At 57.7% G+C, this 23,936-nt stretch carries 17 protein-coding genes and 1 pseudogene; 10 read left to right on the forward strand and 8 right to left on the reverse strand.

What is annotated here, in order from left to right:
- Positions 1-451: 451 nt before the first annotated feature.
- The 5 genes from XM38_RS15980 to XM38_RS16000 form a co-directional block, all read right to left on the reverse strand.
- Complete coding sequence (locus tag XM38_RS15980) at positions 452-1,597, reverse strand: substrate-binding domain-containing protein (protein WP_088430368.1); 1,146 nt, start codon at positions 1,595-1,597, stop codon at positions 452-454.
- A 937-nt stretch (positions 1,598-2,534) separates the two neighbouring features.
- Positions 2,535-3,959, reverse strand: coding sequence for an NADP-dependent phosphogluconate dehydrogenase (gene gndA, locus XM38_RS15985; RefSeq protein ID WP_088430370.1), 1,425 nt, complete (start codon positions 3,957-3,959; stop codon positions 2,535-2,537).
- 118 nt (positions 3,960-4,077) lie between these two features.
- A complete protein-coding gene (locus XM38_RS15990; protein ID WP_080814132.1) occupies positions 4,078-4,665 on the reverse strand; it encodes a Spy/CpxP family protein refolding chaperone in 588 nt (195 codons plus the stop codon).
- Between the two features lie 9 nt (positions 4,666-4,674).
- The gene (locus XM38_RS15995) at positions 4,675-5,061 is read right to left on the reverse strand and encodes a hypothetical protein (protein ID WP_080814134.1); all 387 of its coding nucleotides are present in this window, start codon (positions 5,059-5,061) and stop codon (positions 4,675-4,677) included.
- A complete protein-coding gene (locus tag XM38_RS16000; RefSeq protein WP_080814150.1) occupies positions 5,058-5,615 on the reverse strand; it encodes a sigma-70 family RNA polymerase sigma factor in 558 nt (185 codons plus the stop codon). The genes XM38_RS15995 and XM38_RS16000 overlap by 4 nt, the downstream gene beginning before the upstream one ends.
- A gap of 295 nt (positions 5,616-5,910) precedes the next feature.
- Between XM38_RS16000 and XM38_RS16005 the strand changes: the two genes are divergently transcribed.
- Both XM38_RS16005 and XM38_RS16010 read left to right on the forward strand, forming a co-directional pair.
- Positions 5,911-8,244, forward strand: a complete 2,334-nt coding sequence (locus tag XM38_RS16005) for a nitrite/sulfite reductase (protein ID WP_088430372.1) — start codon at positions 5,911-5,913, stop codon at positions 8,242-8,244.
- A 303-nt stretch (positions 8,245-8,547) separates the two neighbouring features.
- Positions 8,548-8,928, forward strand: a complete 381-nt coding sequence (locus tag XM38_RS16010) for a hypothetical protein (protein ID WP_225889330.1) — start codon at positions 8,548-8,550, stop codon at positions 8,926-8,928.
- A 186-nt stretch (positions 8,929-9,114) separates the two neighbouring features.
- Here XM38_RS16010 and XM38_RS16015 read toward each other — a convergent pair whose 3' ends face one another.
- Positions 9,115-11,337, reverse strand: a complete 2,223-nt coding sequence (locus XM38_RS16015) for an IMS domain-containing protein (protein WP_088430374.1) — start codon at positions 11,335-11,337, stop codon at positions 9,115-9,117.
- Positions 11,338-11,781: 444 nt separating this feature from the next.
- On the opposite strand from XM38_RS16015, the gene pdhA reads away from it, so the two are divergent.
- The 6 genes from pdhA to crtD all read left to right on the forward strand — a co-directional run bounded on the left by pdhA (position 11,782) and on the right by crtD (position 18,496).
- Positions 11,782-12,807: a pyruvate dehydrogenase (acetyl-transferring) E1 component subunit alpha gene (pdhA, locus tag XM38_RS16020; protein WP_080814135.1), complete on the forward strand. Its 1,026-nt coding sequence runs from the start codon at positions 11,782-11,784 to the stop codon at positions 12,805-12,807.
- Between the two features lie 146 nt (positions 12,808-12,953).
- A complete protein-coding gene (locus XM38_RS16025) occupies positions 12,954-13,937 on the forward strand; it encodes an alpha-ketoacid dehydrogenase subunit beta (RefSeq protein ID WP_088431723.1) in 984 nt (327 codons plus the stop codon).
- 48 nt (positions 13,938-13,985) lie between these two features.
- Positions 13,986-15,443, forward strand: coding sequence for a protein translocase subunit SecD (secD, locus tag XM38_RS16030; RefSeq protein ID WP_088430376.1), 1,458 nt, complete (start codon positions 13,986-13,988; stop codon positions 15,441-15,443).
- A gap of 9 nt (positions 15,444-15,452) precedes the next feature.
- Positions 15,453-16,427, forward strand: a complete 975-nt coding sequence (secF, locus tag XM38_RS16035; RefSeq protein ID WP_080814139.1) for a protein translocase subunit SecF — start codon at positions 15,453-15,455, stop codon at positions 16,425-16,427.
- Between the two features lie 11 nt (positions 16,428-16,438).
- Positions 16,439-16,819 (forward strand): hypothetical protein, encoded by a 381-nt coding sequence (locus tag XM38_RS16040; RefSeq protein WP_088430378.1) that lies wholly within the window; start codon positions 16,439-16,441, stop codon positions 16,817-16,819.
- Between the two features lie 171 nt (positions 16,820-16,990).
- Positions 16,991-18,496 (forward strand): C-3',4' desaturase CrtD, encoded by a 1,506-nt coding sequence (gene crtD, locus XM38_RS16045; RefSeq protein ID WP_088430380.1) that lies wholly within the window; start codon positions 16,991-16,993, stop codon positions 18,494-18,496.
- Between the two features lie 279 nt (positions 18,497-18,775).
- Here crtD and XM38_RS16050 read toward each other — a convergent pair whose 3' ends face one another.
- Entirely contained in the window at positions 18,776-20,746 is a 1,971-nt protein-coding gene (locus tag XM38_RS16050) for a coiled-coil domain-containing protein (RefSeq protein ID WP_080814142.1), read from the reverse strand.
- A gap of 783 nt (positions 20,747-21,529) precedes the next feature.
- On the opposite strand from XM38_RS16050, the gene XM38_RS26055 reads away from it, so the two are divergent.
- The gene (locus tag XM38_RS26055; protein ID WP_187329435.1) at positions 21,530-21,691 is read left to right on the forward strand and encodes a CysS/YqeB C-terminal domain-containing protein; all 162 of its coding nucleotides are present in this window, start codon (positions 21,530-21,532) and stop codon (positions 21,689-21,691) included.
- A gap of 21 nt (positions 21,692-21,712) precedes the next feature.
- Here the strand turns inward: XM38_RS26055 and XM38_RS16055 are convergent.
- A pseudogene (locus tag XM38_RS16055) lies at positions 21,713-22,735 on the reverse strand (integron integrase).
- Between the two features lie 267 nt (positions 22,736-23,002).
- On the opposite strand from XM38_RS16055, the gene XM38_RS16060 reads away from it, so the two are divergent.
- Positions 23,003-23,806 carry a hypothetical protein gene (locus XM38_RS16060; RefSeq protein ID WP_080814143.1) on the forward strand — a complete coding sequence of 268 codons (804 nt, stop codon included), beginning with the start codon at positions 23,003-23,005 and terminating at the stop codon, positions 23,804-23,806.
- Positions 23,807-23,936: the final 130 nt, after the last annotated feature.

Raw genomic sequence — 23,936 nt, forward strand, 5'->3', positions numbered from 1 at the left:
AGGATCTGGGCAGGCTCCTGAGATGGAGCAGTGACATCTCCCTGGGTAGCTAGAAACTCTGCCACGGAACGATCGCAGCGGGTTTGGGGCCAGGGGGCCTCGAGCCCCAGCCAGACCAGCCGTAGATCCAGGGGCTGTAGCTGAGTCACCTGTGCGATCGCAGCCTCAGCGGCGCTACTCAGGGCAGCAACAACTGGTCCTAAGGCAGGCTCGTTATCGATCACGATCAGCAAATCCACGCTGGCGGCGGCCACTGAGGTTCGCCCCGGGCCTGGGGGTGATAGTCCCTGGGCTCGCTCATAACTATCGCGAGCGGCCACAGTCTCCCCCAGTCGCACCAGGGCATCTCCCCGTCCTTGCCAGGCCTCAATGGCCCGATCATCGGCGGGGATGCCAGGAGTTGCCGCTGGGGGTGGCTCCTGAACCTGGAAACTCTCTGGGGTTGCTGCGTCTATTGCTGGCCCTGTTTTTGCTTCCCTAGCGACGTCCCTGCCTCCTCTGGCGCTGGCAGCCCCATCAGTGGCGGCCGTTGGCATGGCTGGATCGGCGGCGGCGGTAGTTGACGTTGCCGCCTCCGGTTCTGCCGCCTCCGGTTCTGCCGCCGTTTGGCAATCGGCAGACTCCGGAGACGCAGCCGATTTGCCCGCTGGCGCTGGCTGAGCCACCAGCCTAGCCATAGCAGCAGCCCCCCCAGTAGCACCCACCAAAATGGCAATAGTCGGTCGACGGGAGTGGTGGCCGTGCCAACGCCAGGACTGGAGCTGGAGGATCGTTGCCAGGGTCTGGGCTCCAGGGCCGCTGTGATCGCATCGGCTTCGGCGTCTTTGGCCTGGTTGATAGCCAGTTGTCCAGAGGGATCTTGTACCAGGTCCAGGAAGGCTTGAATCGCCGGATTATCGGCCCGATAGGCATAGCCCCGCAGCGAGGTGTAGGGATAGATGGCATCGCCGGGCAACGTATCCAGCAGCACGGCAATTTTTACGACCCGCACCTGGGGTTGATGCTGGATCTGGGATGCGATCGCATAGCCGATGCCATCGCCACCGAGCCGCCGAATCACCGCCGCCGTATCGGCCACGGTCACATGATGCTCCTGGGAAGCCGGCTGCCCCTCTAAATCCTGAAACCGAGGATTGTTCAGTAGAGCCTGGCGGGTGTCACTGCCCTGGGGCCGATCGATGACCAAAATATTCCCCGGCTGCCGACCCAGCTCCGCCCAATCTGTGATCTCTCCCCGCAGAATCTGGGCAAATTGCTCGACGGTCAAACTTCCCATGAAGGGATTACTGCGGCCAACGATGACGGCTATGCTGTCCTGGCTAACGGGAATCTGCCGTAGGCCCTTCGCCGTCTCAGCCTCCATCAGGGGGCGACCAATGGCAGCCAAATCAATGTCGCCAGCAATGACCTCATCCAGGGCCGTCTCAGTACCCCGAGAATCTAGGGTGACCTCGATCTGGGGATAGCTCTGCTCAAATTGCTGCTTCAGCCAGCGGTTGATCAGCACCATGGCATCGGAGCCATCAATCCGCAGCTGATCGCCAGCCACCGCCTTCACCTGCGTCACAGAAGCGGGGGGCGTCTCAGTCGAGTTCACCGGACTCGCCTGGGCTAGGCTAGGCCAACTGGAGCCAACCGCCCAATCCGAGGCCGATTCCCCACAGCAGGACTACCACTCGCCGTAGCCATGGCCGGGAGAATCGACATGAATCCATCGCGTTTACCTGATAATGCGTTCAGTCAGGGGAAATATCCTCTCAACCCTATCAGGTCGGCGGCCTCTGCCGCCAAGGTGGTGTTCGACACAGGAGCGAAGGGGAGGGGGGTGATGGGGAGGAAGGAAGAGTGAAGAGTGAAGAGTGAAGGGGCAAGGAAAACAGGTAGCGTGGGTCGTTTTACTTAAGCGAGAGAAGTTATGAATGGTCAGGGAAGGACCCACGGGGGAAAGAGAGGGCTGAGGGCGGAGGAAAGTGTTGAGTGTTGAGTGTTGAGTGAGTGAATGGTTTGGTTCCCTGTCAAACCGGTGGAATGAGCGGAGCGAGTGGCCCGATGCGGATAGAGGGTAAGGGGACAGGGTGGGCGTGGGAAAAGGCAGAAAGCAGAGGGCAGAAGGCAGAAGGCAGAAGGCAGAAGGCAGAAGCAGAAGGCAGAAGGCAGAAACATACCCCTTGCCTTCCTTGCCGATGCGACGCGATCTATCACGGCTCACCGATATGCCCTTCCGCAGGTCCAGGGCAGCGGTTTTGCCCTGGTCGTAGGAGTCCGAGGGAAGCGAAATTCCCTCGGATGAGCGCTTTGACTGGTGCAATTAAGTGTGGTCTTACCGAGGTCTATCATGCCTTGCCGATGCAGCGCGATCTTGAACGACCAACCGACAGGCCCTTCCGCAGGTCCAGGGCAGCGGTTTGCCCTGGTCGTAGGGGTCCGGAGTAAGCAAGCCCCTTCCCTTTTCACCCTCCCACTCTTCACTCTTTACTCTTCACTCTTTACTCTCCCCCGCCCGCCCACTTATCCACTGGCCTACTCACCTGGCCTCAAACCTGGGCGGTTTCCCGGGCCCACTCGGTGTGGAAGACCCCTTCTTTGTCCACCCGCTCATAGGTGTGGGCCCCGAAGTAGTCTCGCTGGGCCTGGGTGAGATTTTGTGGTAGGCGATCCCGCCGATAGCTGTCGAAGTAGTCTAGGGAGGCACTGAAGGCAGGCACCGGAATTCCCATCTGAGCGGCAGTGGCAATCACTTCGCGCCAGGCCTCTTGGCGATCGAGGATGGTCTGTTTGAACTCCGGGGCCAATAGCAGGTTGGGTAACTGCCGGTTCTCATCGAAGGCATGCTTGATCTTGTTCAAAAAGCCAGCCCGAATGATGCAGCCTCCCTTCCAGATGCGGGCTGTCTCGCCCAGATTCAGATCATAGTTATAGGTATCTGAGGCCTTGGCCAGAAGGGCCATGCCCTGGGCGTAGGAGCAGATTTTAGAGCAGTAGAGGGCATCGCGAATCTTATGGATGAAGCTGGCTCTATCGCCGCTGAATTGGCTGCTAGGCCCATTCAGTTGCTTAGAGGCCGCCACTCGCTCGCTCTTGATAGATGACATGATGCGAGCGTTCACAGCCGCGGTGATAGTAGGAATGCCAATGCCTAATTCCAAGGCACTGATCACCGTCCAGCGACCGGTCCCCTTTTGACCGGCGGCATCCATGATTAGTTCCACCAGGGGCTCTCGGATCTCGTCATCGAGCTTGGTGAAGATATCGGCGGTGATCTCCACCAGGAAGGAGTTGAGCTCATCGGTGGTGTTCCACTCGGTGAAGACCTCATGCAGCTGCTGGTGATTGAGGCCGACGGTGTTCTTGAGCAGGTCATAGGCTTCGGCAATGAGCTGCATATCGCCGTACTCAATGCCGTTGTGCACCATTTTGACGTAGTGGCCAGAGCCGCCAGGGCCGATGTAGGTGACGCAAGGGCCATCATCGACCTGGGCGGCGATCTTGGTGACAATCGGCTCGATGGATTCGTAGGCAGCCCGGGTACCACCAGGCATCAGGCTAGGACCATTGAGGGCACCTTCTTCGCCGCCACTGACCCCCATGCCGATGAACCGCAGTCCGGTGGCTTCCAGTTCTTCTACCCGGCGTTCGGTGTCTTCGAACAGGGAGTTGCCGCCGTCGATGATCATGTCGCCCTCTTGTAGCAGCGGTTTCAGCTGCTGGATGACGGCATCAACAGGCTTGCCTGCCTTGACCATGACCAGGATGCGGCGGGGGCGCTCCAGGGCGCTGACAAACTCTTCCAGGGAATAGGTGGCTTTGACGTTTTTGCCCTGGGCCCGATTTTTCATGAAGGCGTCGGTCTTTTCGGCGGTGCGGTTATAGACCGCCACCGGGAATCCATTGCGCTCGACATTCAGGGCGAGGTTTTCCCCCATGACGGCGAGGCCGATTACACCAAAACTCTGTGCCATGTTGCTGTGTCCCAATAACTTGCCGGTCTGTGACCAGGGTAGTCAACATTTTTAGGGATGGCGGCCACAGCACAGGTTTTCTTTAGGCATGGCAGCTCCCGATCTTCGCCTCAGGCTACTAGTCGAGGGGGCCGTCACCCCGTTGCCTAGGGCCTCTAAAGGGACGGCCATTAAAGCGTCTCGGCCCTGGTACTTGCTCTCGCCATTGCTGCCGGCGTTGCTCTGCCAGCTCTGCCAGGGTAGCCCGTTGGTCTGGGGTCAAGACATCGCGAATGGCCAACATGGTTTCGAAGCGCTCGTCCCCCAGTTGTTGCTGTAGGGTCTGGATGGTGTCATGGTGCGATCGCAACTCAGCCGCAGGAACATCGCTGGCCATCAGACCTCGCAGGGTCTGTCGTTCTTGCCTGAGCTCCTGATGCAGGGGCTGCAGCGTATCGCGAGCCTGATCCCGGATAGAGCGAATCTGCTGCAACTGGGTATCGCTGAGGTCAATGGCCTCGAACCAGCGGGGGTCAGGGGATTGCTCGGTGTCGGGGGGGAGCGGTGCCGGATCAGCTTGGGCCAGGAGTGAGGCCGTGGCCGGCGTGGCGCTGATGCCCGACTCTAGGGGGCCTAGGGAGCCAGCGACGGGTAAGAGTAATACCGCAGCGATCAAGGTAGATAGGGGATGCAATTTCATGGCAAATACCTGCTTGAATGTCGTCATAGGGGTCAATCAGTAGTCAGCGGCGTAGAGCGCCACCATCCACTCGGTAGGGGCAGCTTCCCAACGGCTAGAAGTGCCTGGACTAGTCGTATCGAGCCAGATTTCAACCACGAAGGTTTCTAGCTCTTCTTGCTGGCTGACCGCCGTTGAGGGAGGGCGCAACGCCCGATAGCCACTCCAAGCCAGCACTAGGGAGGCGGCCAAGGCCGGAACGGCCCATTGCCATTGCCATCCAGATGAACGATGATGGGCAGTTTCAGCCCTGCTGACACGGGCCATCAACCGCTGCTCCAGAGCTGGATCGGCCCCTGGCGGTTGAGGCCGATGCTGGCGGAGAAACTCCACCAGCGATCGGTCTTCACGGTCTTGATTGGCCTGATTGGTAGGATGCGTCATAGGGAAATGCCCTCCCGTTGAAGAAACTGCCGCAGCTGAGCCCGACCATGGTGCAGGCGAGACTTAACCGTGCCCACAGGAATCCCTAGAATCTGAGCCACCTGGGCCTGGGGTAACTGTTCTAGGTCATGCAGCACTAACACATCTCGGTGCTCTGGGCTCAGGTGCTGCAACCCTCGCTGCACCAAGTCTTGGTAGTGCAGGTGGGTGAGGCTAGCGGGGTCGTGGGCTGTCGATACCAGCTGGGGCAGCTGCTGACGCTGGGCCCTCATCCGAGCCTGTTGCCGTCGACAGTCACTGGCCACATTCCAGACAATCCGATACAGCCAAGTCGAGAACTGAGCCGATTGCCGGAACCGAGGTAACCCCTTCCAGGCCCGCAGAAACACCTCCTGTACCAAATCATCCAGGGCGGCATCGGCGCAGAGCTGGTACAAGGTCGCTCGGACTCGCCCCTGATGGCGCCGATAGAGCCAGCGAAACGCCTCGGTGTCACCGGCTCGGCAAGCCTGTATCAGCTCATCGTCTGAACCCATTGTGGTCAGCGGCTTCATCTCGTTTATCCGAGTGGGACTGCCAACGTAAAAGCTGTCAGTCAGCGTGTACATAGGTTTAGACTCGGGAGCCAATGCCTTGGTTCAAACGAAATCACCAATCTGCGCCTGACGTCGACGACAACAATGTTAAAAAATCTGCTCAATCCACGCTGAACTGCCAGATTCATGGCACGATTACAGCCACATATAGAACTAAATTTTGATACTCCCTAGTTCGGGAGTATTTTTGTCTGTGCCTGGCCTGCATCACCGGAAACCGCCCAGCCGGCCTGCCCTAGTCCCAAGAGAGCTTATGTCTACCGAATCATTGACCTGGAAAGACGCCCTGGCCGATCGCATGCCGCCGTCCATGGCCGACGAGATCGACACCTTTGAAAATCAAATGGCCCTGCGGCGCCAGGGTAAATTAGACGAGAAAGTCTTTGCCGAACTGCGTTTGCGGCGAGGAGCCTATGGTCAGCGCTACGACAATGGCTTCCGCAACGACGGGGTTACCTCTCAGGAAATTCCCTTTCCCCATAAGGAGTTGACCAAGGGGCCAGATACCAAGTGGGAGGCCCCCGGCATGCAGCGGATTAAGATTCCCTACGGCGGCATGACCGCCGAGCAAATGGAAGTGCTGGCCGACATTGCCGAGGAATACTCCGACACCATCCTGCACATCACCACTCGCCAGGACTTTCAATTACACTTCATTGCCCTGGACGATACCCCTGACATGCACCGGCGACTAGCGGCTGTAGGCATCACCACCCGGGAAGCCTGTGGCAACTCCGTGCGCAATGTCACCGCCTGTCCCTTGGCCGGCATCTGCCGGGATGAGGTCTTCGACGTCAGCGGCTACGCCAACGAAACCGCCCAATACTTCCTGGGGCACCGGGATGTGCAGGACTTCGGCCGTAAATTTAAGGTGGCCTTCTCCGGCTGTAAGCAGCATCCTTGTGGTCTCACCTTCATGCATGACTTGGGCCTGATTGCCACCAGCCGGGAGGTGGACGGGCAAACCCAGTATGGATTCGAGCTGTATGTCGGCGGCGGCCTAGGGGCGGTTCCCCACCTGGCCAAACTATTCGATGAGTTCGTTCCCCCCGAAGAACTCCTGCCCCTGGCCCAAGCCATTGCCCGGGTCTACGCCCGCCTGGGGGAAAAGAAAAACCGCAACAAGGCCCGGATTAAGTTCCTGGTGGCCAAGCTGGGCATCGATGAGTTTCGTCGCCTGGTGAAGGAAGAACGGGCCAGTCTGGAAGCGGATCCGGCCTGGACTACCTGGTTGGAAGGAATTGAAGGCTATGCGGAATCCGGGTTACCCCAACCCGTCAGCCAAGGGCAGCCAGTGGATCTGGGAGATGCCGCCGCCGAGTATGAGCACTGGCGGGCCACCAATATCTATCCCCAGCGCCAGTCGGGATTTGCCGCCGTTACCATTGCTCTGCCCCTGGGGGATATGACCTCCCGGCAGATGCGTGACCTGGCCGATGTCGTGCGCCGCTTCACCCGCGATACCATCCGGACGACCGTCGAACAGAACCTGCTGTTGCGCTGGATCCACGAGGCGGATCTGCCGGCTCTGTATCTGGCTCTGAAGGCCATCAACCTCCACGCGGCCGGAGCCCAATCCATCGTGGATATTACCGCCTGTCCCGGCACCGACACCTGTAAGCTGGGCATTGCCAGTTCTCGCGGCCTCGCCGCTGAACTGCGTCAGCGGCTGGTGATGAAGGAGGTGCAATACGACGAGGCCCTGCGCAACATTCGCATCAAAGCCAGCGGTTGCTTCAACTCTTGCAGTCAGCACACCGTGGCTGAGATCGGCTTCTATGGCTCCAGCCGCGTCGTCAGCCGCCATCGCGTGCCCCACTTCCACTTGGTACTGGGGGGCGAATGGGACAACAATGCCGCCGAATATGGTCAATCCCTGGGGGTGATTCCCTCCAAGAATATTCCCGATGTGGTGGAATTCTTGCTCGATCTCTACCTGAGGGATCGCCGCCCCGGCGAAAAATTTCCCGCCTTTGTCAACCGCGTCGGCAAGAAGGCCATCAAGGAGAAGGTACAGCCCTTTGTGGCCGTCCCCGACTATGGCACCGACAAGTCGTTTTACACCGACTGGGGCGATGCCCGGGAGTACAGTATCGGCGACATCGGCATCGGTGAGTGTGCCGGGGAAGTCGTGACCTTGACCGACTTCGGGGTAGCCGTGGCCGAGAGTGCCCACTTCGATGCCACGGTGTTGTTAGAAGAGCGGGATAACCCCGCCAGCGCTCAGGCCTCTGCCAATAAGGCCCTGGAATCAATGCTGCTGGCGGCCCAGGCCCTGATTAAATTGCAGAACATTGATATCTCGGATGATCCAGAGACCATCCTCCATGACTTCCGCACCTACTTCTATGACACGGAGCTGTTTTTCGATCCCTTTGCCAAGGGTAAATTCGCCAGCTATCTGTTCAATGCTTACGAGCAACGGCAGCAACCAGCCAATCGTGAGCAGGCTAAGCAGCTGGTAGAAGAGGCGCGCCTATTTATCGAAGCCGCCCACGAATGTTATGCCCGCATGGCCCAGGCTGGCATCAATACCCCAGCCAGCTTTAAGACGTGGCTGATGGAGCAACAGATGCAGCTGGCGTAGTGAACAAGTGGGTAAGCCGGAGAGTGGGGGAGTGGATGAGGTCTCAGTGTTGGGTGTTGAGTTGCCAAGATAGTGGCGTCATTCAAAATTCAAAATTCAAAACCCACCTACCTGCCCAACCATCTACCCTTGCCGTCCGCCGCTCTCCCCTAAGCCCTTCGGGCAGGCTCCGCCTACACCCCACCACCCCATCACCTATCTACTCTTCACTCTTCACTCTTTACTCTTCACTCTCCGCTCTCCGCTCTCCGTTCTCCCTCCTCCCTCCTCCCTTTCCCTCAATATCTAGAGATACCAATAATCGTGACCCTAGACCGCTTCTGTGTAAAATTCCCGGCTCAGCCTCAGGCCTCCGTGGATGAGGCTGCCTTCATTCCCATCTTCCATGAGTGGATTCGCGATCGCACCTTGGCTGGCACCCTACTGGACGTGGCGGATTATCGCCATGTGCCGGATGGTCCCGGCATCATGCTGATCACCCACGAGATCAACTACGCCATGGATCGTGATCGGGGTGAATTGGGTCTCTATGCCCAACGCAAGCTGGGTCCGGGAGCAACCCATCAAGAACGACTCCTACACCTACTGCGACAAACCGCCATCTTTGGTTCCCGCCTAGAAGCCGATCGGCGGGTAGCTGGCAGCCTGAAGTTGCAAGGGGGCAAGTTTTTACTACATAGCTAACGACCGGCTGCGGGCCCCCAATACTGAGGAAAGCTTCGCGGCTCTAAAGCCAGATTTAGAAGCCGCCGCCGCTAGTCTATACCCTGGCCAATCCATCGCCATGACTCGCCTAGAAACCGACCCGCGCCAGCGCCTGACCATTCTGGTGGATACCCATAATCCGGTAGACATTACTGCCTTGGCAGCTTAGGGACGAGCGCTTTCCAACTTGGTGTTGTTCTGAACGAACCAGTCGCCATCGCGCCGCACCAGGTCATATTGCATCGTCAGGGTCTCATCATAGGATTCCTGGGTATTCTCTACCCCGAATTCGAAGAAGTTGGCATCTTCCACCACCGTCGCCGTCACCTGTAGGGCATCCGCACTGGGATCATCCGGCACCACTTCGTCGACTTGCACCTGGTGCTGATATTCCCAATACCGATCACTTTGTTGGGTGGCTTCAGCATTGCGAATCCATTGACTGAGCAGTGGATCAACCAAAACGGTTTGCAAGGCCTCGAGGTTATGCTCTGGCCCCATGGCTTCCCGCTTGGCGGCTAGCCATTGTTCGATGGTGCGTTGGGCAATATCCTCCACTCCGATTTGCTCCTCAGGGCTCGGCGGTGGTGGAATCGCGATGGGCGGTTGTTGCAATTCAATGCCTAAGGGGATCCCTGTGACTCTGGGGCCACTGAACAGTCCTGTCACCCAACTCAGGGCTCGCATGCTGATGAATCCGACGGCGCCTATCCCTAACAGGCCCACCACCAATACCAGGGCCAATCGATCCCAGCGGGTCCCCGTCGAGCGCCGCCGTCGCGGTCGGGGCTGGGACGTCACTGGTATGTTGGGGGAGGGGGCGGTTGATTCGGGGCGACCATTGTGGCTGAGCTTGGCCTCTAGGCCCGTCACCTGGCGGAGAGAGGGTGCCTTCCGGAGAGAGTTGGGACACTCGTTCGGCCAGAGATGGGGTGGTACTGTCGGTAGCCGTTGTGTTGTGGCCTCCGCTGGGGAAGCGGAGGGGGGTGACCCAGGTTGAGGGCGTCGACCCGGGGGAGGGCCAGCAGCTGCGCGAGGTGCTCGGGGGCGCTGTAGAGGCGGCCCTCCCACCTGCATAGGTTCAGATGGCATCGCCTCCAGATAAGCCTGTACATGAGAATTGGCAAAATAGTCTTTGAGGGAGGTCTCCACCTGCCTCAGGTCACGGAAGTGGGAAAAAACCTCTTCCCGCAGCCAACGTTCTGCGTAAAGACACAACCCTGGCAGTAAGTCAGGTGCCTGTTGGGAATGCTCGCGAATGAATGCCAGCGGTTCATACTCCTGGCTCAGCTCTAAGGCCCGGCTAGATTCTTCGGTCTGACCCAGCAGCAGGGCACAGACGGCCTGCTCTAAATGAACATCCTGTTGGATGCCGATGCGCATGAGCAGTTGCTTCGCCCGCCGCACCAAGGCCGGCTGGTGTTGGGCAAACCCCCGAGCCAAGAGGGCATACACGGCCAGGTAGATGGCTACGGCGGAAGGACGGCGAGCCTCGGCCTCGAAGAGTTCTTGCTGCTCGGCGGCTGTCAGATAGCCCCGCAACTGCTGAATAAACCGCAGAAAGTCGTCAATGGATAGCCCCGAGAGATCATCTTCGGTACCATCAATGCCGCCGCGATCTTGCAGCATGGCTTTGAGTAAGGTTAGTCCTTGTCGTCGTTCCCGGCTTTGCTCTAGGGGACGGGCCAGAAGTTCTAAGATGCGATAGGGCCGAAGCTTGTAGAGATCGGCTTGGATCTCGGCTCGAATGGAGGGAAATCGGTTTTCTCGCACCAATAACTCTTGGCCGGTTTCCAGGGATTCGGCGGCACTTTCATACTGTCGCTGTTGCCATTGTTCTCGTCCTAACTCTAGGCAGGCTAGGGCCAGGGTGAGGACAATATCAGATAGGACTGACTGGGACGGGCTGGCAGCGCTGCCTTCCAGACTCAGTTCTCCACTGCTGAGATAGGGGCGGCCGAGGCGAATCACCAGTTCATATTCTCCCAGCTCTAGCAGAATCAGCAGCGCCCCAACCAGTTGCTGATCCTCGATTTCAATGGTGGGAGTGTATGCTTCGCTGGATTCGTCTGCCAGAGACTGGAGAGCGGCTTCCTCTGGAGTACCTTCTGCTGGCGCCGGTTCAGAAGATGAGGCGGGAGTCTCGGCGTTGGGGTCTAGGGCATAGGCTTTGGTGAGGAAATGATTGTCATAGTCCTGGCGTTTTTCAGGATCTGACAACCGTTCGTACGCTTCATCTAACAGCTGCTTGCGGGCCTCGATAGCCGCCTCAGAATATTCTCGACGGGGTAGTTGTAAGGTGCGATCGCGATGGGCCTGTTTCAACTGGTCAGCAGTTGCCTGAATCGGCAACCCCAGAATGCGGTAGTAGTCCAGCGAAATTCGCACGATATTAGATCCCCAGCAGCTAGCTCATTCGAAATCGTATCGAAAAACTATACGGCAGACACTCCCCCCGGATTGTTTATAGGTTCAAGAGCCCTGAATGTATAGAGAATATATAGATCACCCATGGCGCCTCGAGCTCGAGGTTAGACCACCGGCAAACTGTTCTATACCTGACCATACTCAGCATGAGCCCCATATTAAACCGTTTCCATGGTCAGAACAGAGAGCTGCCAGGACACCGGTACCCCTGAGCCGATGTCTGGGCCAGGCTAGTTATCTTACTTGAAAAAATGAATAACCCTCAGGAAGACTGCCACAGCGTAGTAATCGCGTGCGGTAAAATTGTCCGGCAGCCGTTGACATACGGTGCCCAGTCTCGTCTGATATTAAAATTATTGATGAAATCTTAAGCGTTGGATACTGCGGCGAGGACACGACAATCCCATGGTTCAGGAACGAACATTACCGGCATTTCATGGCACGCCGGCCCAGATCACCAGAGACGAAGGGCTGATGCTCTACGAGGATATGGTGTTGGGGCGCTATTTCGAGGACAAATGCGCCGAGATGTACTACCGGGGCAAAATGTTTGGGTTTGTCCACCTCTACAACGGCCAAGAGGCGGTGTCGACCGGCGTCATCAAAGCCATGCGCCCAGATGACTACGCCTGTAGCACCTATCGAGACCATGTCCATGCCCTTAGTATGGGAGTTCCGGCTCGTCAGGTAATGGCCGAGCTGTTCGGCAAAGAAGCAGGCTGTAGCCGCGGACGGGGAGGCTCTATGCACTTGTTCTCGGCGGAACATCACCTGCTCGGGGGCTTTGCCTTCATTGGTGAGGGCATTCCTGTCGCCTTGGGCGCAGCATTTCAGAGCCGTTATCGCCGCGAAGCCATGGGAGATGCCAGCGCGAATCAGGTGACGGCTTGCTTTTTCGGAGATGGTACCACTAATAACGGCCAATTCTTCGAATGCCTCAACATGGCAGCTCTGTGGAAGTTACCAATTCTATTCGTGGTCGAAAATAATAAGTGGGCCATCGGCATGGCCCATGAGCGGGCCAGTTCCCAGCCCGAAATCTATCGCAAAGCCAATGCCTTTGGCATGGCCGGGGTAGAAGTCGATGGTATGGATGTGTTGGCCGTGAGAACGGTGGCCCAAACCGCCATTGAGCGGGCCCGGGCTGGAGAAGGGCCTACCCTAATCGAGTGCCTCACCTATCGCTTCCGGGGCCATTCTCTGGCGGATCCCGATGAGTTACGCTCTAAGGCTGAAAAAGAAGTATGGCTGGCCCGGGATCCCCTGAAGCGCTTCGAAGCCTATCTATTGGAGCAGAATCTGGCTAACGAGAGTGAGCTCAAGGCCATTCGCCAAAAAATTCAAACCGAAATCGACGAGGCAGTTCACTTTGCCGAAGAGGCTCCAGAACCGACTCCCGAGGACCTCTACCGCTACGTATTTGATGACTAAACGGTGGCTGCAGGCGGTAGGCTGAACTGGTAATTGTGGCAGATCGCTGCTTCTGTGGCGGCAGCGGACAGGAATTATCGCCCCGCTAGGTGGCGGCTGCTGATCAGACTGATTGTGTTTTTTATACCCTTGCGATATTCGAGACCATGGCAGAAACCTTAATGTTCAATGCCTTACGGGAAGCCCTAGACGAAGAGATGGAGCGCGATGCCACCGTCTGTGTGCTCGGTGAAGATGTGGGCCACTATGGGGGGTCCTACAAGGTCACCAAGGATCTCTACAAGAAATATGGGGAATTGCGGGTCTTAGATACCCCGATTGCCGAAAATAGCTTTACCGGGATGGCTGTGGGGGCTGCCATGACTGGACTGCGGCCAATCATTGAAGGCATGAATATGGGCTTCTTGCTGTTGGCCTTCAACCAGATTGCCAACAATGCTGGCATGCTGCGCTACACCTCTGGGGGTAATTACAAGATTCCCATGGTAATTCGCGGACCTGGTGGGGTAGGACGGCAACTGGGGGCAGAACACTCGCAGCGGTTAGAGGCCTATTTTCAGGCGGTACCGGGGCTGAAAATTGTGGCTTGTTCGACTCCTTATAACGCCAAGGGACTGCTGAAGTCAGCCATTCGCGACAATAACCCGGTACTGTTTTTTGAGCATGTCTTGCTTTACAACCTGAAAGAAGATCTGCCTAACCATGAGTATCTCGTGCCCCTGAATCAGGCAGAAGTGGTGCGCCCGGGTAACGATGTGACGATTTTGACCTATTCCCGCATGCGCCACCATGTGATGCAGGCGGTGAAGTCCCTAGAGAAAAAGGGGCTGGATCCTGAGGTAATCGATTTGATCTCTTTGAAACCCCTAGATTTTGAGACGATCGGGACCTCTCTGCGTAAGACTCACCGGGTAATCGTGGTGGAGGAATGCATGAAGACGGGGGGCATTGGGGCAGAGATTATCGCCTCGATTAATGATCGGTTCTTCGACGAATTGGATGCGCCGGTGGTGCGGCTGTCGTCTCAAGATATTCCCACCCCCTACAACGGCAAGTTGGAGAGCCTGACCATCGTGCAACCCCAGCAAATCGAAGCGGCGGTCGAAAAAATGGCGGCCCTGCAAGTATAGTGAGGGCAGGCGAAGCCCTTTCGGAGGGCTGTCTTATAGAGAATCGATATGGCCAGACAACGACTACTCTTGGGGCTGGTGGTGGCCCTAGCCATCGCGGCGGTAATGGCGATCATTCAGGTGCCTACCCGCCTGGGATTGGATTTGCGCGGTGGGTCTCAGTTGACCTTGCAGGTGCAACCCACCCAGGAAATTCCTGATATTACAGACCGGAACATGGAAGCGGTGCGCCAGGTGGTGGAGGGCCGGGTCAATGGCTTGGGGGTATCTGAGTCGGTGGTGCAAATCTTGGGGAATGATCAGCTGCTGGTGCAGTTGCCTGGCATTAGCGATCCCGAGCAGGCGGAGCGAGTGCTGGGAGGCACTGCCCAACTGGAGTTTCGGCCCCAGAAGCCAGGAACTGAGCAGCAGTTGACGGTGGAAAATCAGGTGTTGCAGAGTGAACTCAGTGAGTTGGAAGCCCTGCGAGCGGCCCAGGACAATCAAGATGATGGGGCGGCCTCTACGCCTGAGACCATCGAGCAGCTGTCGCCTGCAGAGCGTCAGGCTCGCCTGGAGGCTCTACAACAATCGGTGCAGGACAGTGAAGCTGCGATCGCAAACCTGTTCGAATCCACTCAACTCACTGGCGATAAGCTGGAGGATGCCATTGCCCGGCCCAACAACGCGGGTACTGGCTGGGAGGTGGTGATCGAGTTCACCTCAGAAGGAGCTGACCTGTTTGCCGACATGACCCGCCGCATCGCCGGCACTGGTCGCAGCGTTGGCATTTTCCTAGACAACCGCCTGATCAGTGCCCCCAGTGTCGACGTGGAGTTTGCCGAGACCGGCATTACCGGCGGCGGTGCGGTTATCTCTGGTAACTTCGATGCCCAAGCTGCCCGGGAATTAGAGATCCAACTGCGGGGTGGAGCCCTGCCCCTGCCGGTTGAGGTGGTGGAAAATCGCACCGTGGGTCCCAGCTTGGGCCGCGATAGCATCCGCAGCAGCCTTTATGCTGCCGTGGGCGGCCTGATCTTGGTGCTCATCTTCATGGTGGCCTACTATCGATTACCTGGACTCTTAGCCGATCTGGCCCTGGTGGTCTACGCCCTGCTGACCTGGGCGGCCTTCAACCTGCTGGGGGTGACCATCACCCTACCGGGCATTGCCGGATTCATTCTCAGCATCGGCATGGCGGTGGATGCCAACGTGCTGATCTTTGAGCGCACCCGGGAAGAACTGCGCGCTGGCAAAACCCTCTACCGTTCAGTGGAATCGGGCTTTCATCGGGCCTTCTCCAGCATTCTCGATAGTAACGTCACCACCTTAATTGCCTGTGCGGCACTGTTCTGGTTCGGAGCGGGCTTAGTAAAAGGCTTTGCCCTAACCCTAGCCATTGGGGTAGCCATCAGCATGTTTACCGCCGTCACCTGCAGCCGTAGCCTGCTGTTGTTCGTGCTGAGCTGGGCCCAATTCCGCAAGCCAGAACTATTTTGTCCCGGGCTGTACCAGGCGCGCTCTTGAGGTGTGGCAATGAAACTCAGTGTAATCAAGCAGCGAACCCTATGGTGGACCGTGTCCATCCTGATTACGATGGTGGGCATCATCGCCATGGGGCTTTCCTGGCAACAGTTTCAGGCCCCGCTGCGACCGGGGCTAGACTTCGTCGGCGGCACCCGGCTGCAGCTGACGCGGGATTGTGCTCAACCCCAAGTCTGTGACACTTCCCTGCAAACGGCTCAGGTGCGGGAGGTGCTGACTCCCTTGGGTTTAGAGGCTAGCAGCATTCAGGTGGTGGGCGACGATCGTCAGAGCCTCTCTATCCGTACCAAGACCCTGGATGTAGAGCAACGGGCCCAACTGCAAGATACTTTAGAGGAGGCTCTGGGGCCCTTCGACCCTCAATCAATTCAGATCGATTCGGTGGGTCCCGTAATCGGCCAGCAATTATTTGCTTCCGGTTTATTGGCTTTGCTGGTAGCCTTCGCCGGTATCGTGGTGTATTTGAGTCTGCGATTTCAGCTCGACTACGCCGTGTTTGCCATCGTTGCCCTATTCCACGATGTGTTCATTACCCTCAGCATCTTTGCCATCCTGGGGCTGACCCTGGGGGTAGAGGTAGATAGCCTCTTCATCGTGGCCCTGCTCACCATCGTCGGCTTTTCGGTCAATGACACGGTGGTGATCTACGACCGCATTCGGGAGACGATCAAGCTCCACCCGCAGATGCATATCGATGAGGTGGTGGATGATTCGGTGCGTCAGACCCTGACCCGGTCCATCAACACTACGTTAACCACAGTATTGACGCTGATTTCTATCGTGCTGTTCGGCGGCGATACCTTAAAGTTCTTCGCCTTAGCCTTGATCGTGGGCTTTATCTCTGGGGCCTACTCCAGCATCTTTATCGCCAGCACTCTGCTGGCCTTGTGGCGAGAGAAATCTGGCCATGCGATCGCAACCCCTGCCTCTGACCCCTTGCCAGACCAACCCGACAGCGTTGTCTGACTAGTAACCCCATGCCCCCTCGCCAAGAGCAGCAATTAGAACGCCTGAGGCGAGCTGTCCTGAAGCTCTGGTGGATGGGTATCGCAGTGTTGTGGTTAACCGTAGGACTCCTGAGCCTGTGGGGACTGCGCCATGAAATTGAGCGGCTGGTCGAGTATTTCACTTGGGTAGAGGTACGCTATGGCTTGGCCTACAATCGGGGACCAGCCATCGGTCTGGGGCTCTGCGTTGGCCTCACCCTAGCCCTGCTCATCACCGAAAGCCGACATATCCTCTGGGGGCTTTCCCGCTCCGAGCGACAACGGCTAACCAGATTACTCGACAAGATCCAACGCCAGGGGCCCCACCATCCCCTGTGGCGGTGGGTCATGGGCAAATCCCCGAAGCCTTGAAACACCCCTAGCCCCCGCCGTGGTTCCACACCAGCGCTACACTTACTGGTTGATCCGCTAAGGAAGGCTACTGCACCTCGTCAACGGCCGCTCAGCCAAAGACAAAGACGGCAATACCGACTAATCGATAAGATGTTAAGTAATGTAACTTGATGCTTAAGGCGTCTGATCGTGTCAAATCGAACACAACGGGTCATCGTCATTGGGGCGGGGATTGGCGGCTTGACTGCCGCTGCCCTGCTAGCGCGGCGGGGCCATGAGGTCACCGTATTCGACCAGGCCTGGGTGCCAGGGGGTTGTGCCTCCACCTTCAAGCGGGGCGGATTTACCTTCGATGTGGGAGCCACCCAGGTGGCGGGATTAGAACCGGGAGGAATTCATCACCAACTATTTTCTGAGTTAGGCGTGGCTCTTCCCGAGGCTAGCCCCTGTGATCCGGCCTGTGCCGTGTATTTACCGGGAGAACAGACCCCGATCCAGGTCTGGCGCCATCCCCTACGTTGGGCCCGGGAACGGCGACAGCAGTTCCCGGGCAGCCAACCTTCTGGCAACTGCTTAGAGCGGCTGTTTCGATCAGTTGGCAATTTCAGGCTCGACGGACCGGTGCTGCCGCCCCGCAATCTCTGGGATCTGGGGCAGCTGGTTAAGGCAGTGCGCCCGGCGACGCTGCTGACAGCCCCCTATCTGTTCCTGACGGTGGGTCAGGTGCTGCGCAGCTATGGCCTCGATCAAGATCGACGGCTCCAGACCTTCCTCGATCTGCAACTGAAGCTCTATTCCCAGGTGGATGCCGACGCCACAGCTCTGCTCTACGCCGCCACGGCCCTAGGGGTATCCCAAGCGCCCCAAGGGTTGTTCCATCTCCAGGGCAGTATGCAGGTGCTCAGCCAGCGCTTAGTGGCAGGACTACGGCGTCACGGCGGTAGCTTGCGACTGGGGCATCGCGTCGAGGGAATTCACTGTACCCAGGGTCAAGCCACTGGGGTTACCGGGCAACGGCAGAAAACCGGCAAGACCTGGACCGAGTCAGCCGATCACATCGTGGCCAATGTGACGGTGCAAGACCTGGTGCGGTTGTTAGGCTGCCAAGCCCCGGTTGGCTACCGTCGCCGGGTGGAGAAGCTGCCACCAGCATCCGGGGCCTTTGTGGTGTATCTAGGGGTAGATCAGGCGGCCATCCCGGCCGATTGCCCGCCCCACTTGCAATGTCTCTATGACTATGAGGGACCGATTGCCGAAAACAATTCCCTATTTATCTCGGTCAGTCGCCCCGGCGATGGCCGCGCTCCAGCGGGCCAGGCCACGATCATTGCCTCGTCCTTTACCGATCCCGAAGTTTGGTGGCAGTGCCGCGACTATGAGGCCTTAAAGCGCCAATACACCGACACTGCTCTGGCTCGCCTGAGTCAATTTTTCGATCTCAGCCCCCAGCATATCTACCACCAGGAAGCGGCCACCCCCCGCACCTTCGCCCGATTTACCGCCCGTCATCGCGGCATCGTCGGCGGCATCGGCCAGCGGCTCAGTACCTTTGGCCCCTTTGGCATTGCCACCCGCACCCCCATTTCCGGCCTGTGGCTGGTGGGGGACAGCACCCACCCCGGGGAAGGGACAGCGGGGGTGAGTTACTCGGCCCTGACCGCGGTAGAGGCAGCTGGAGGCAGCAGCCTAGCTTAGCTGGAAAGGGGGAGTTGGGGAGCGGAGAGCGAAGAGGTGGGGTGATGGGGTGATGGGGAAGGGGAAAACGGAGGACGGAGAGCGGAGAAACGGAAAAGGGAATAGGGTAGGGGCGTGGTTGCCACGCCCAATGCAGAAAAGCCCTCGTTACTTCACCGATGCGACGCGATCTATTACTGCTTACCGATATGCCCTTCCGCAGGTCCAGGGCAGTAGTTCGACTACGTTGCTCCTGCGGAGCCGCTTTGCGAACACTACAAGCGGTTTGCCCTGGTCGGACTAGGGGGCTTGGTCCTGCCATTCTTGCAGCCGCAGTTGGGCCTGGGCATAGGCTTCAGTGCGGGGTGGGATGCGTTGGGCAATTGCGATCGCACGGTTCAGGTCATAGCGGGCCTCGGTCTCGGCCACCCGCAGTAGATCCCAACTCCACTGGTTGGCGGCCCCCACTGCCGCAGCCGACTCACTGCTGTCAGCCGGTATCTGTTGGGCCAGATCGATAGCCTCCACCAGGGCATCTACGGTACCCTGCTGAGCCACCTGATAGGCCCGTTGCAACTGCTGTTGTCCCTGTACTTTGCGACGCCAGGCCTGAATCTCACCCTGAGCTTCATCGTAGAGCACCCGGCCGGCCCCGATCCGGGCAGCCACCGTCACCGCCTCCGAGTATCGTCCAGCGTTGGCCAACTGCCGCGCCTGCCGCAATAGGGGCTCATCTTCCTGCCGCTGAATTTGGGCAGTCCACTGATCAATTTGATCTTGGGCCTCACGGTAGAGGACTCGCCCCGGCTCAATCCGCCTCGCTTCTTGGATAGCCGTCCGTAGGGCCTGTAGATCGCCCCCCCGGGCCAGCCCCTTAGCCCGCTCTAAGATCGGCCCATCCTCAATGGTTTCAATCTGCCGCTGCCAGCGGTCGATTTGGCGCTCAGCCTCAGACCAAGCAGGGCTAGTGCGGGAAATCTGATCGGCCTCTGAGATGGCTGCCCGCAAATCACTGACAGTACCTGGATCAGCCAAGCGCCGGGCCCACTCCAGCTTAGACAGCCCCTCGATTTGACTCTGCCAGCGCTGCATTAAGCCCTGGGCGCGAGCATAGAGGGGCTGATCCTGACCGATACTTTGTAACCGCTGAATCCCGGCTTCTAACCCTGCCACCGTATCTCGCCAGGCCAACTCATAGGCCTGGATAATCACATAGAAGTCGCTAATCTCCGCCCGCAGACCAGCCTCCCGGGGCACGAGGTTGAGTAGCTGAGTGGCGGTACTGGCATCTTCCCGCTTCAGTGCCGCTTCCGCAGCATCTAGGACCTCCCGGCCCAATTGCCGCAGCACCCGTTGGGCCTCACGGTGTAGGGGGCTGTCTGGATCGATGGAGGCAACTAATTTGAAGGCTTCCTGGAACCCTTCCAAGGTGCCGCGCTGGCCCAGACGACGAGCTTGCCCCAGGCGATTTAGGTCTTGGCGGGCCTGGGAAATCAATTGAGTCAGGGCTTCGTACTGGGTGGTTTCCCAGTAGTCATTACCCACAGAGAGTAGCTGAGTCGCCTTGGCGAAGGCTTCCCGGAAGTTTTTCTGCTCTAGCTCAGCTTGGGCTGCTTCATAGATGGCTTCCGCCTCTTCCCAAGTCTCCTTCCAGCGGCTAACCCGAGTCCGAACTTGCTGAGCCGCACTAGTGTCCTGGGGGATGCGCTGGGCAATGGCGATGGCCTGATCCAATTTTCCCTGGTGAAAGGTCTGCTCGGCCAGATCGAGAATTTGCTCGGCCCAGACTTCGATGCGCTCGTTAATCTCGGCTCGCAGGGGATGATCCTGGGGCAGGCCGTCGATCAGATCAATAGCTGCCAGCAGGCTGTCTACTTCACCCTGGGCGGCATAGGCATCGGCACACTGCAGCCGGGTTGAGGCGGAAGCAGTCGGCCAAAAAATGGCTCGGCAATTGGGCAGATTAGGGATACGAAACAGGCTGACAGCAGAGACAGCCCCCAAGCCAGCGAAGATAACAACTACCGTTAGAGCCGAGAGTTGCCAGTGGCGAGCTAGACGCTGCCAGAGAGAAGAGGAGTCGGAGGGAACAGGAGGAGCGGAATGCATTTGGCGATGTAGGCGGGCTATTTCGTCGCTGCCAGAGGTGTGGAGACGAGGGGCAGATGACGGCACCGTATAGGTTGAGCTGAGTCGCTGAGCCTTCCGAGGGCTGGGCCGCCGATGAGTGTCACCGGCAGACCAATGGGCAGAATCACGGCGGTTGGACATAGAGATCAAGGAGACACAGCGACAGGACTCGACGATGCCAACTTAAGCAAGACTTTTCTAGGATGAGGGGTGCTCTAAGACACCCTAAAACTCAGAAACAGTATAACGAGCCCCCCTGTAAACGCAATCATCTAGCAATATTTGCTGACAGAAGGCAAGGCCCAGCAGCAGGCAAGATAAGCCGTCGCTGCCGTCAGCCAGCCTCATATGTAAATATCCATCGGCAGGCGTAGAAATCTATCCGCAACGCCAGTTAAGGTCGGCAATCGGACTCGGTCTCTGCTGGCGTAGTAGGTTACTCAGGGCTTATTGCTCCTGGGGCAGGCGATTGCCGCCGTAGCATCAGCCATCAGGGAGAAGACACCTGAGACGCTAGAGGAATTAGCTGCAACCGACCTGCTAAGGGGGGGAGAGCACATCCCCAGCCGAGAATCGCTGATCATTGGGGATTGGCTCGCTCGACATTGCTCGTCTCCAATTCACAGCAAATAAGAGATATTGCCCGCCCAGTCGGCCCCGCCCAGTCAGAATGGATGCGCCAGAGCCCAGGACCTGGGTTGACTGACAAACCTTTAACTCGGGGCGGTTAACCCGCGTAGGCGGGTTTTCTTTGTATAGGCGCGGCTTCTAGCCACCAGCCATGAGGTTTTTGTCCGTCAATCATCGCCGAGACTCTGGCAGTCATCGTCGAGACTCTGGCAGTCGTCGCTGATATCTGGAGTCTCGCGGTCGAGACTTAAACAGTCACCGCTGACACTCTGGTAGTCATTGTTGACACTCTCAATGCTTCAGGCGAATGGCATCGCAGACCTGATCCAACAGCGTCAGGCGGCCCGGCAGCAACGCGACTTTGTAAAGGCGGATGATATTCGCGATCAGTTAGCGACGGTGGGGATTACGGTGGTTGACCAAACCAATGGAGAAGTCCATTGGCATCGACAGTGAATCAACGATAGCGCCAACAGCCTAACTATCTAGCGGACTTCGCACTCCCCGTCCACCCCGATTCAGCACATTCAAAGGCATTTCAGACCTGACAATGTTGTCTCGTGCTCTGAAATACGAAATACCTTTGGTATAGATCATGGTGGTTTTCACATCTTTGTGTCCCAACAATTCTTGAATGGTGCGGATGTCGTAGTCGTTTTCCAGCAGGTGAGTTGCAAAGCTATGGCGAAGGGTATGACAACTGACGCGCTTTTGCACACCAGCTTGCCTGACGGCTCGTTTGATGGCTCGCTGCAATCCACTCTCATGAAGGTGATGACGATGCACAATGCCACTACGCGGATCTTTGGAAAAGCGCTCTGCCGGAAATACAAACTGCCAAATCCATTCACAGTCCGCGTGAGGATATTTGTGCTCTAACGCAAAAGGTAGATAAACCGAACCATAGCCCTGCGCCAAGTCTTGTTGATGCAACTGTCAAACGCTTTGCAAATGCTGTTGGAAATCTTCGATCAGGCTGGTTGGCAACATGGTGATGCGACTTTCGCCCCCTTTCGCATTTCTCACTGTGATTTGCTGTTGAGAAAAATCCAGGTCTTTGATGCGAAGCCGCAGTGCTTCATTGAGTCTCAAGCCGCTACCGTAAAGTAATTTGGCCACCAATTGATAGACACCCGAGAGGTTTTGTAGCACTTCTGTGGCCTCTGTCGGAGTGAGGACAGTCGGTAGATGACGCGATCGCTTAGCTCGCACCGCATTAACATCTATCCCCAAATCCTGCTTCAAAACCTGGCGGTAAAGAAAAACCACCGCATTGAGCGCCTGGTTCTGCGTTGAAGCCGAGACCTTACCCACCACTGCTAGATGGGTCAAAAACGCCTCTAACTCAGCTCCTCCCATCTCAGCGGGATGCCGCTTTTGATGGAACAAGATGTAGCGGCGAATCCAATAAACGTAGGTTTGCTCAGTGCGATAGGAATAGTGCTTTAGTCGGATTTGGTCTCGAACTTGATCCAGTAGTTTTCGAGGTTGAGCTTCCATCAGTGGTAGACACAGTACACATGTATCTATCTTCACTCATGTTCAGTGCAATATACTGAGAAAACTCGGCAGATATACTGAAACTTTCAGTATATCTACCTAACATGAGCGTACTATATGGACAGCTTGCTGCCTATCCACTGTATTAGGCAGGATATACTGCAAGCAATCAGCCTATCCACCCTGTTTGAGGTAGATATACTGCAACTGTCGATCTAATAAGAGTTGGACAGCGCTCGAACACGATCGTGAAACGCACAGTGCCCGATGAGAGAAGTGCTATCTGAACACCTAGCCACGTTCATCCGGTCCCTCCCGGAGAAGCGCGAGTACGCCCGCGACGATCTTCTCGTTCCTGCGCTGAAGGTCGCCGAGGATGCCGACAAGGGGCTTGCCGTGTACGACGCTCCGTTCGGCTGGGGCAACCAAGAAGCGCGTGTGGCCCTGATTGGCGTGACGCCGGGTTTCACCCAGATGCAGATTCTCTATCGCGTAGTGCGGAGGCACCTCCTGTTGGGTGCGAGCCCCGAAGACGCTTGCAGGTTGGCCAAGTACGAAGCCAGCTTTGGTGGCACCATGCGCGGGAATCTCGTTCGGATGCTGGACGAGCTCGGGGTGCCGGAACTCCTCGAGGTCGCATCCACCGCCGATCTCTTTGGTTCCAGTTCCCATCTTCTGCACACCACTTCGGCTGTTCGGTACCCGACGTTCCTCCACGGGCAGAACTACACTGGCAGTCAGCCGCGGCTCGTGAGGTCCGCCTTCTTGATGCGATACGTTCGGGACGTTCTTGCGCCGGAGCTGTCCCGGCTCCATGCTGCAGTCTTCGTTCCACTCGGCAAGAGCGTCGCCGAGGCCTTGGAGCTACTGGAGACCGAGCAGCGCATCCCGGCTGGTCGAACGCTACATGGATTCCCACATCCATCGGGCGCGAACGGTCACCGCGCGCGGCAATTCGAGAAGGGGAAGCCCGCGATGAGGCGGCGGTTCGAGGAGATCTTGTGTGGAGGTGCCTCGGCGGGCGCTGTCCAACAACAGCATGCAGCGGACGGCGCTGCGCGCCGCCGCTGATGCCACACGTTATGCGGCTTTAACTTTTGGTGGTGAGACGGTATTTGAAGGCTACTGACTAGATGATGCGAGTTTAGAAAAGTCATGGTGAGATAGATCGCTCTTAGCGAGGAATATGACTTTTGTATAG

Origin of the sequence: Halomicronema hongdechloris C2206, assembly GCF_002075285.3 — a bacterium.
GTDB classification, from domain to species: Bacteria; Cyanobacteriota; Cyanobacteriia; order Phormidesmidales; family Phormidesmidaceae; genus Halomicronema_B; species Halomicronema_B hongdechloris.

Bases quoted from the DNA above. Each gene is read 5' to 3' on its own strand.
- gndA (WP_088430370.1), bottom strand. From the start codon at position 3,959: ATGGCACAGAGTTTTGGTGTAATCGGCCTCGCCGTCATGGGGGAAAAC.
- XM38_RS15990 (WP_080814132.1), bottom strand. From the start codon at position 4,665: ATGACGACATTCAAGCAGGTATTTGCCATGAAATTGCATCCCCTATCT.
- XM38_RS15995 (WP_080814134.1), bottom strand. From the start codon at position 5,061: ATGACGCATCCTACCAATCAGGCCAATCAAGACCGTGAAGACCGATCG.
- XM38_RS16000 (WP_080814150.1), bottom strand. From the start codon at position 5,615: ATGAAGCCGCTGACCACAATGGGTTCAGACGATGAGCTGATACAGGCT.
- XM38_RS16005 (WP_088430372.1), top strand. From the start codon at position 5,911: ATGTCTACCGAATCATTGACCTGGAAAGACGCCCTGGCCGATCGCATG.
- pdhA (WP_080814135.1), top strand. From the start codon at position 11,782: ATGGTTCAGGAACGAACATTACCGGCATTTCATGGCACGCCGGCCCAG.
- XM38_RS16025 (WP_088431723.1), top strand. From the start codon at position 12,954: ATGGCAGAAACCTTAATGTTCAATGCCTTACGGGAAGCCCTAGACGAA.
- secD (WP_088430376.1), top strand. From the start codon at position 13,986: ATGGCCAGACAACGACTACTCTTGGGGCTGGTGGTGGCCCTAGCCATC.
- secF (WP_080814139.1), top strand. From the start codon at position 15,453: ATGAAACTCAGTGTAATCAAGCAGCGAACCCTATGGTGGACCGTGTCC.
- XM38_RS16040 (WP_088430378.1), top strand. From the start codon at position 16,439: ATGCCCCCTCGCCAAGAGCAGCAATTAGAACGCCTGAGGCGAGCTGTC.
- XM38_RS16050 (WP_080814142.1), bottom strand. From the start codon at position 20,746: ATGTCCAACCGCCGTGATTCTGCCCATTGGTCTGCCGGTGACACTCAT.
- XM38_RS26055 (WP_187329435.1), top strand. From the start codon at position 21,530: ATGCTTCAGGCGAATGGCATCGCAGACCTGATCCAACAGCGTCAGGCG.
- XM38_RS16060 (WP_080814143.1), top strand. From the start codon at position 23,003: ATGAGAGAAGTGCTATCTGAACACCTAGCCACGTTCATCCGGTCCCTC.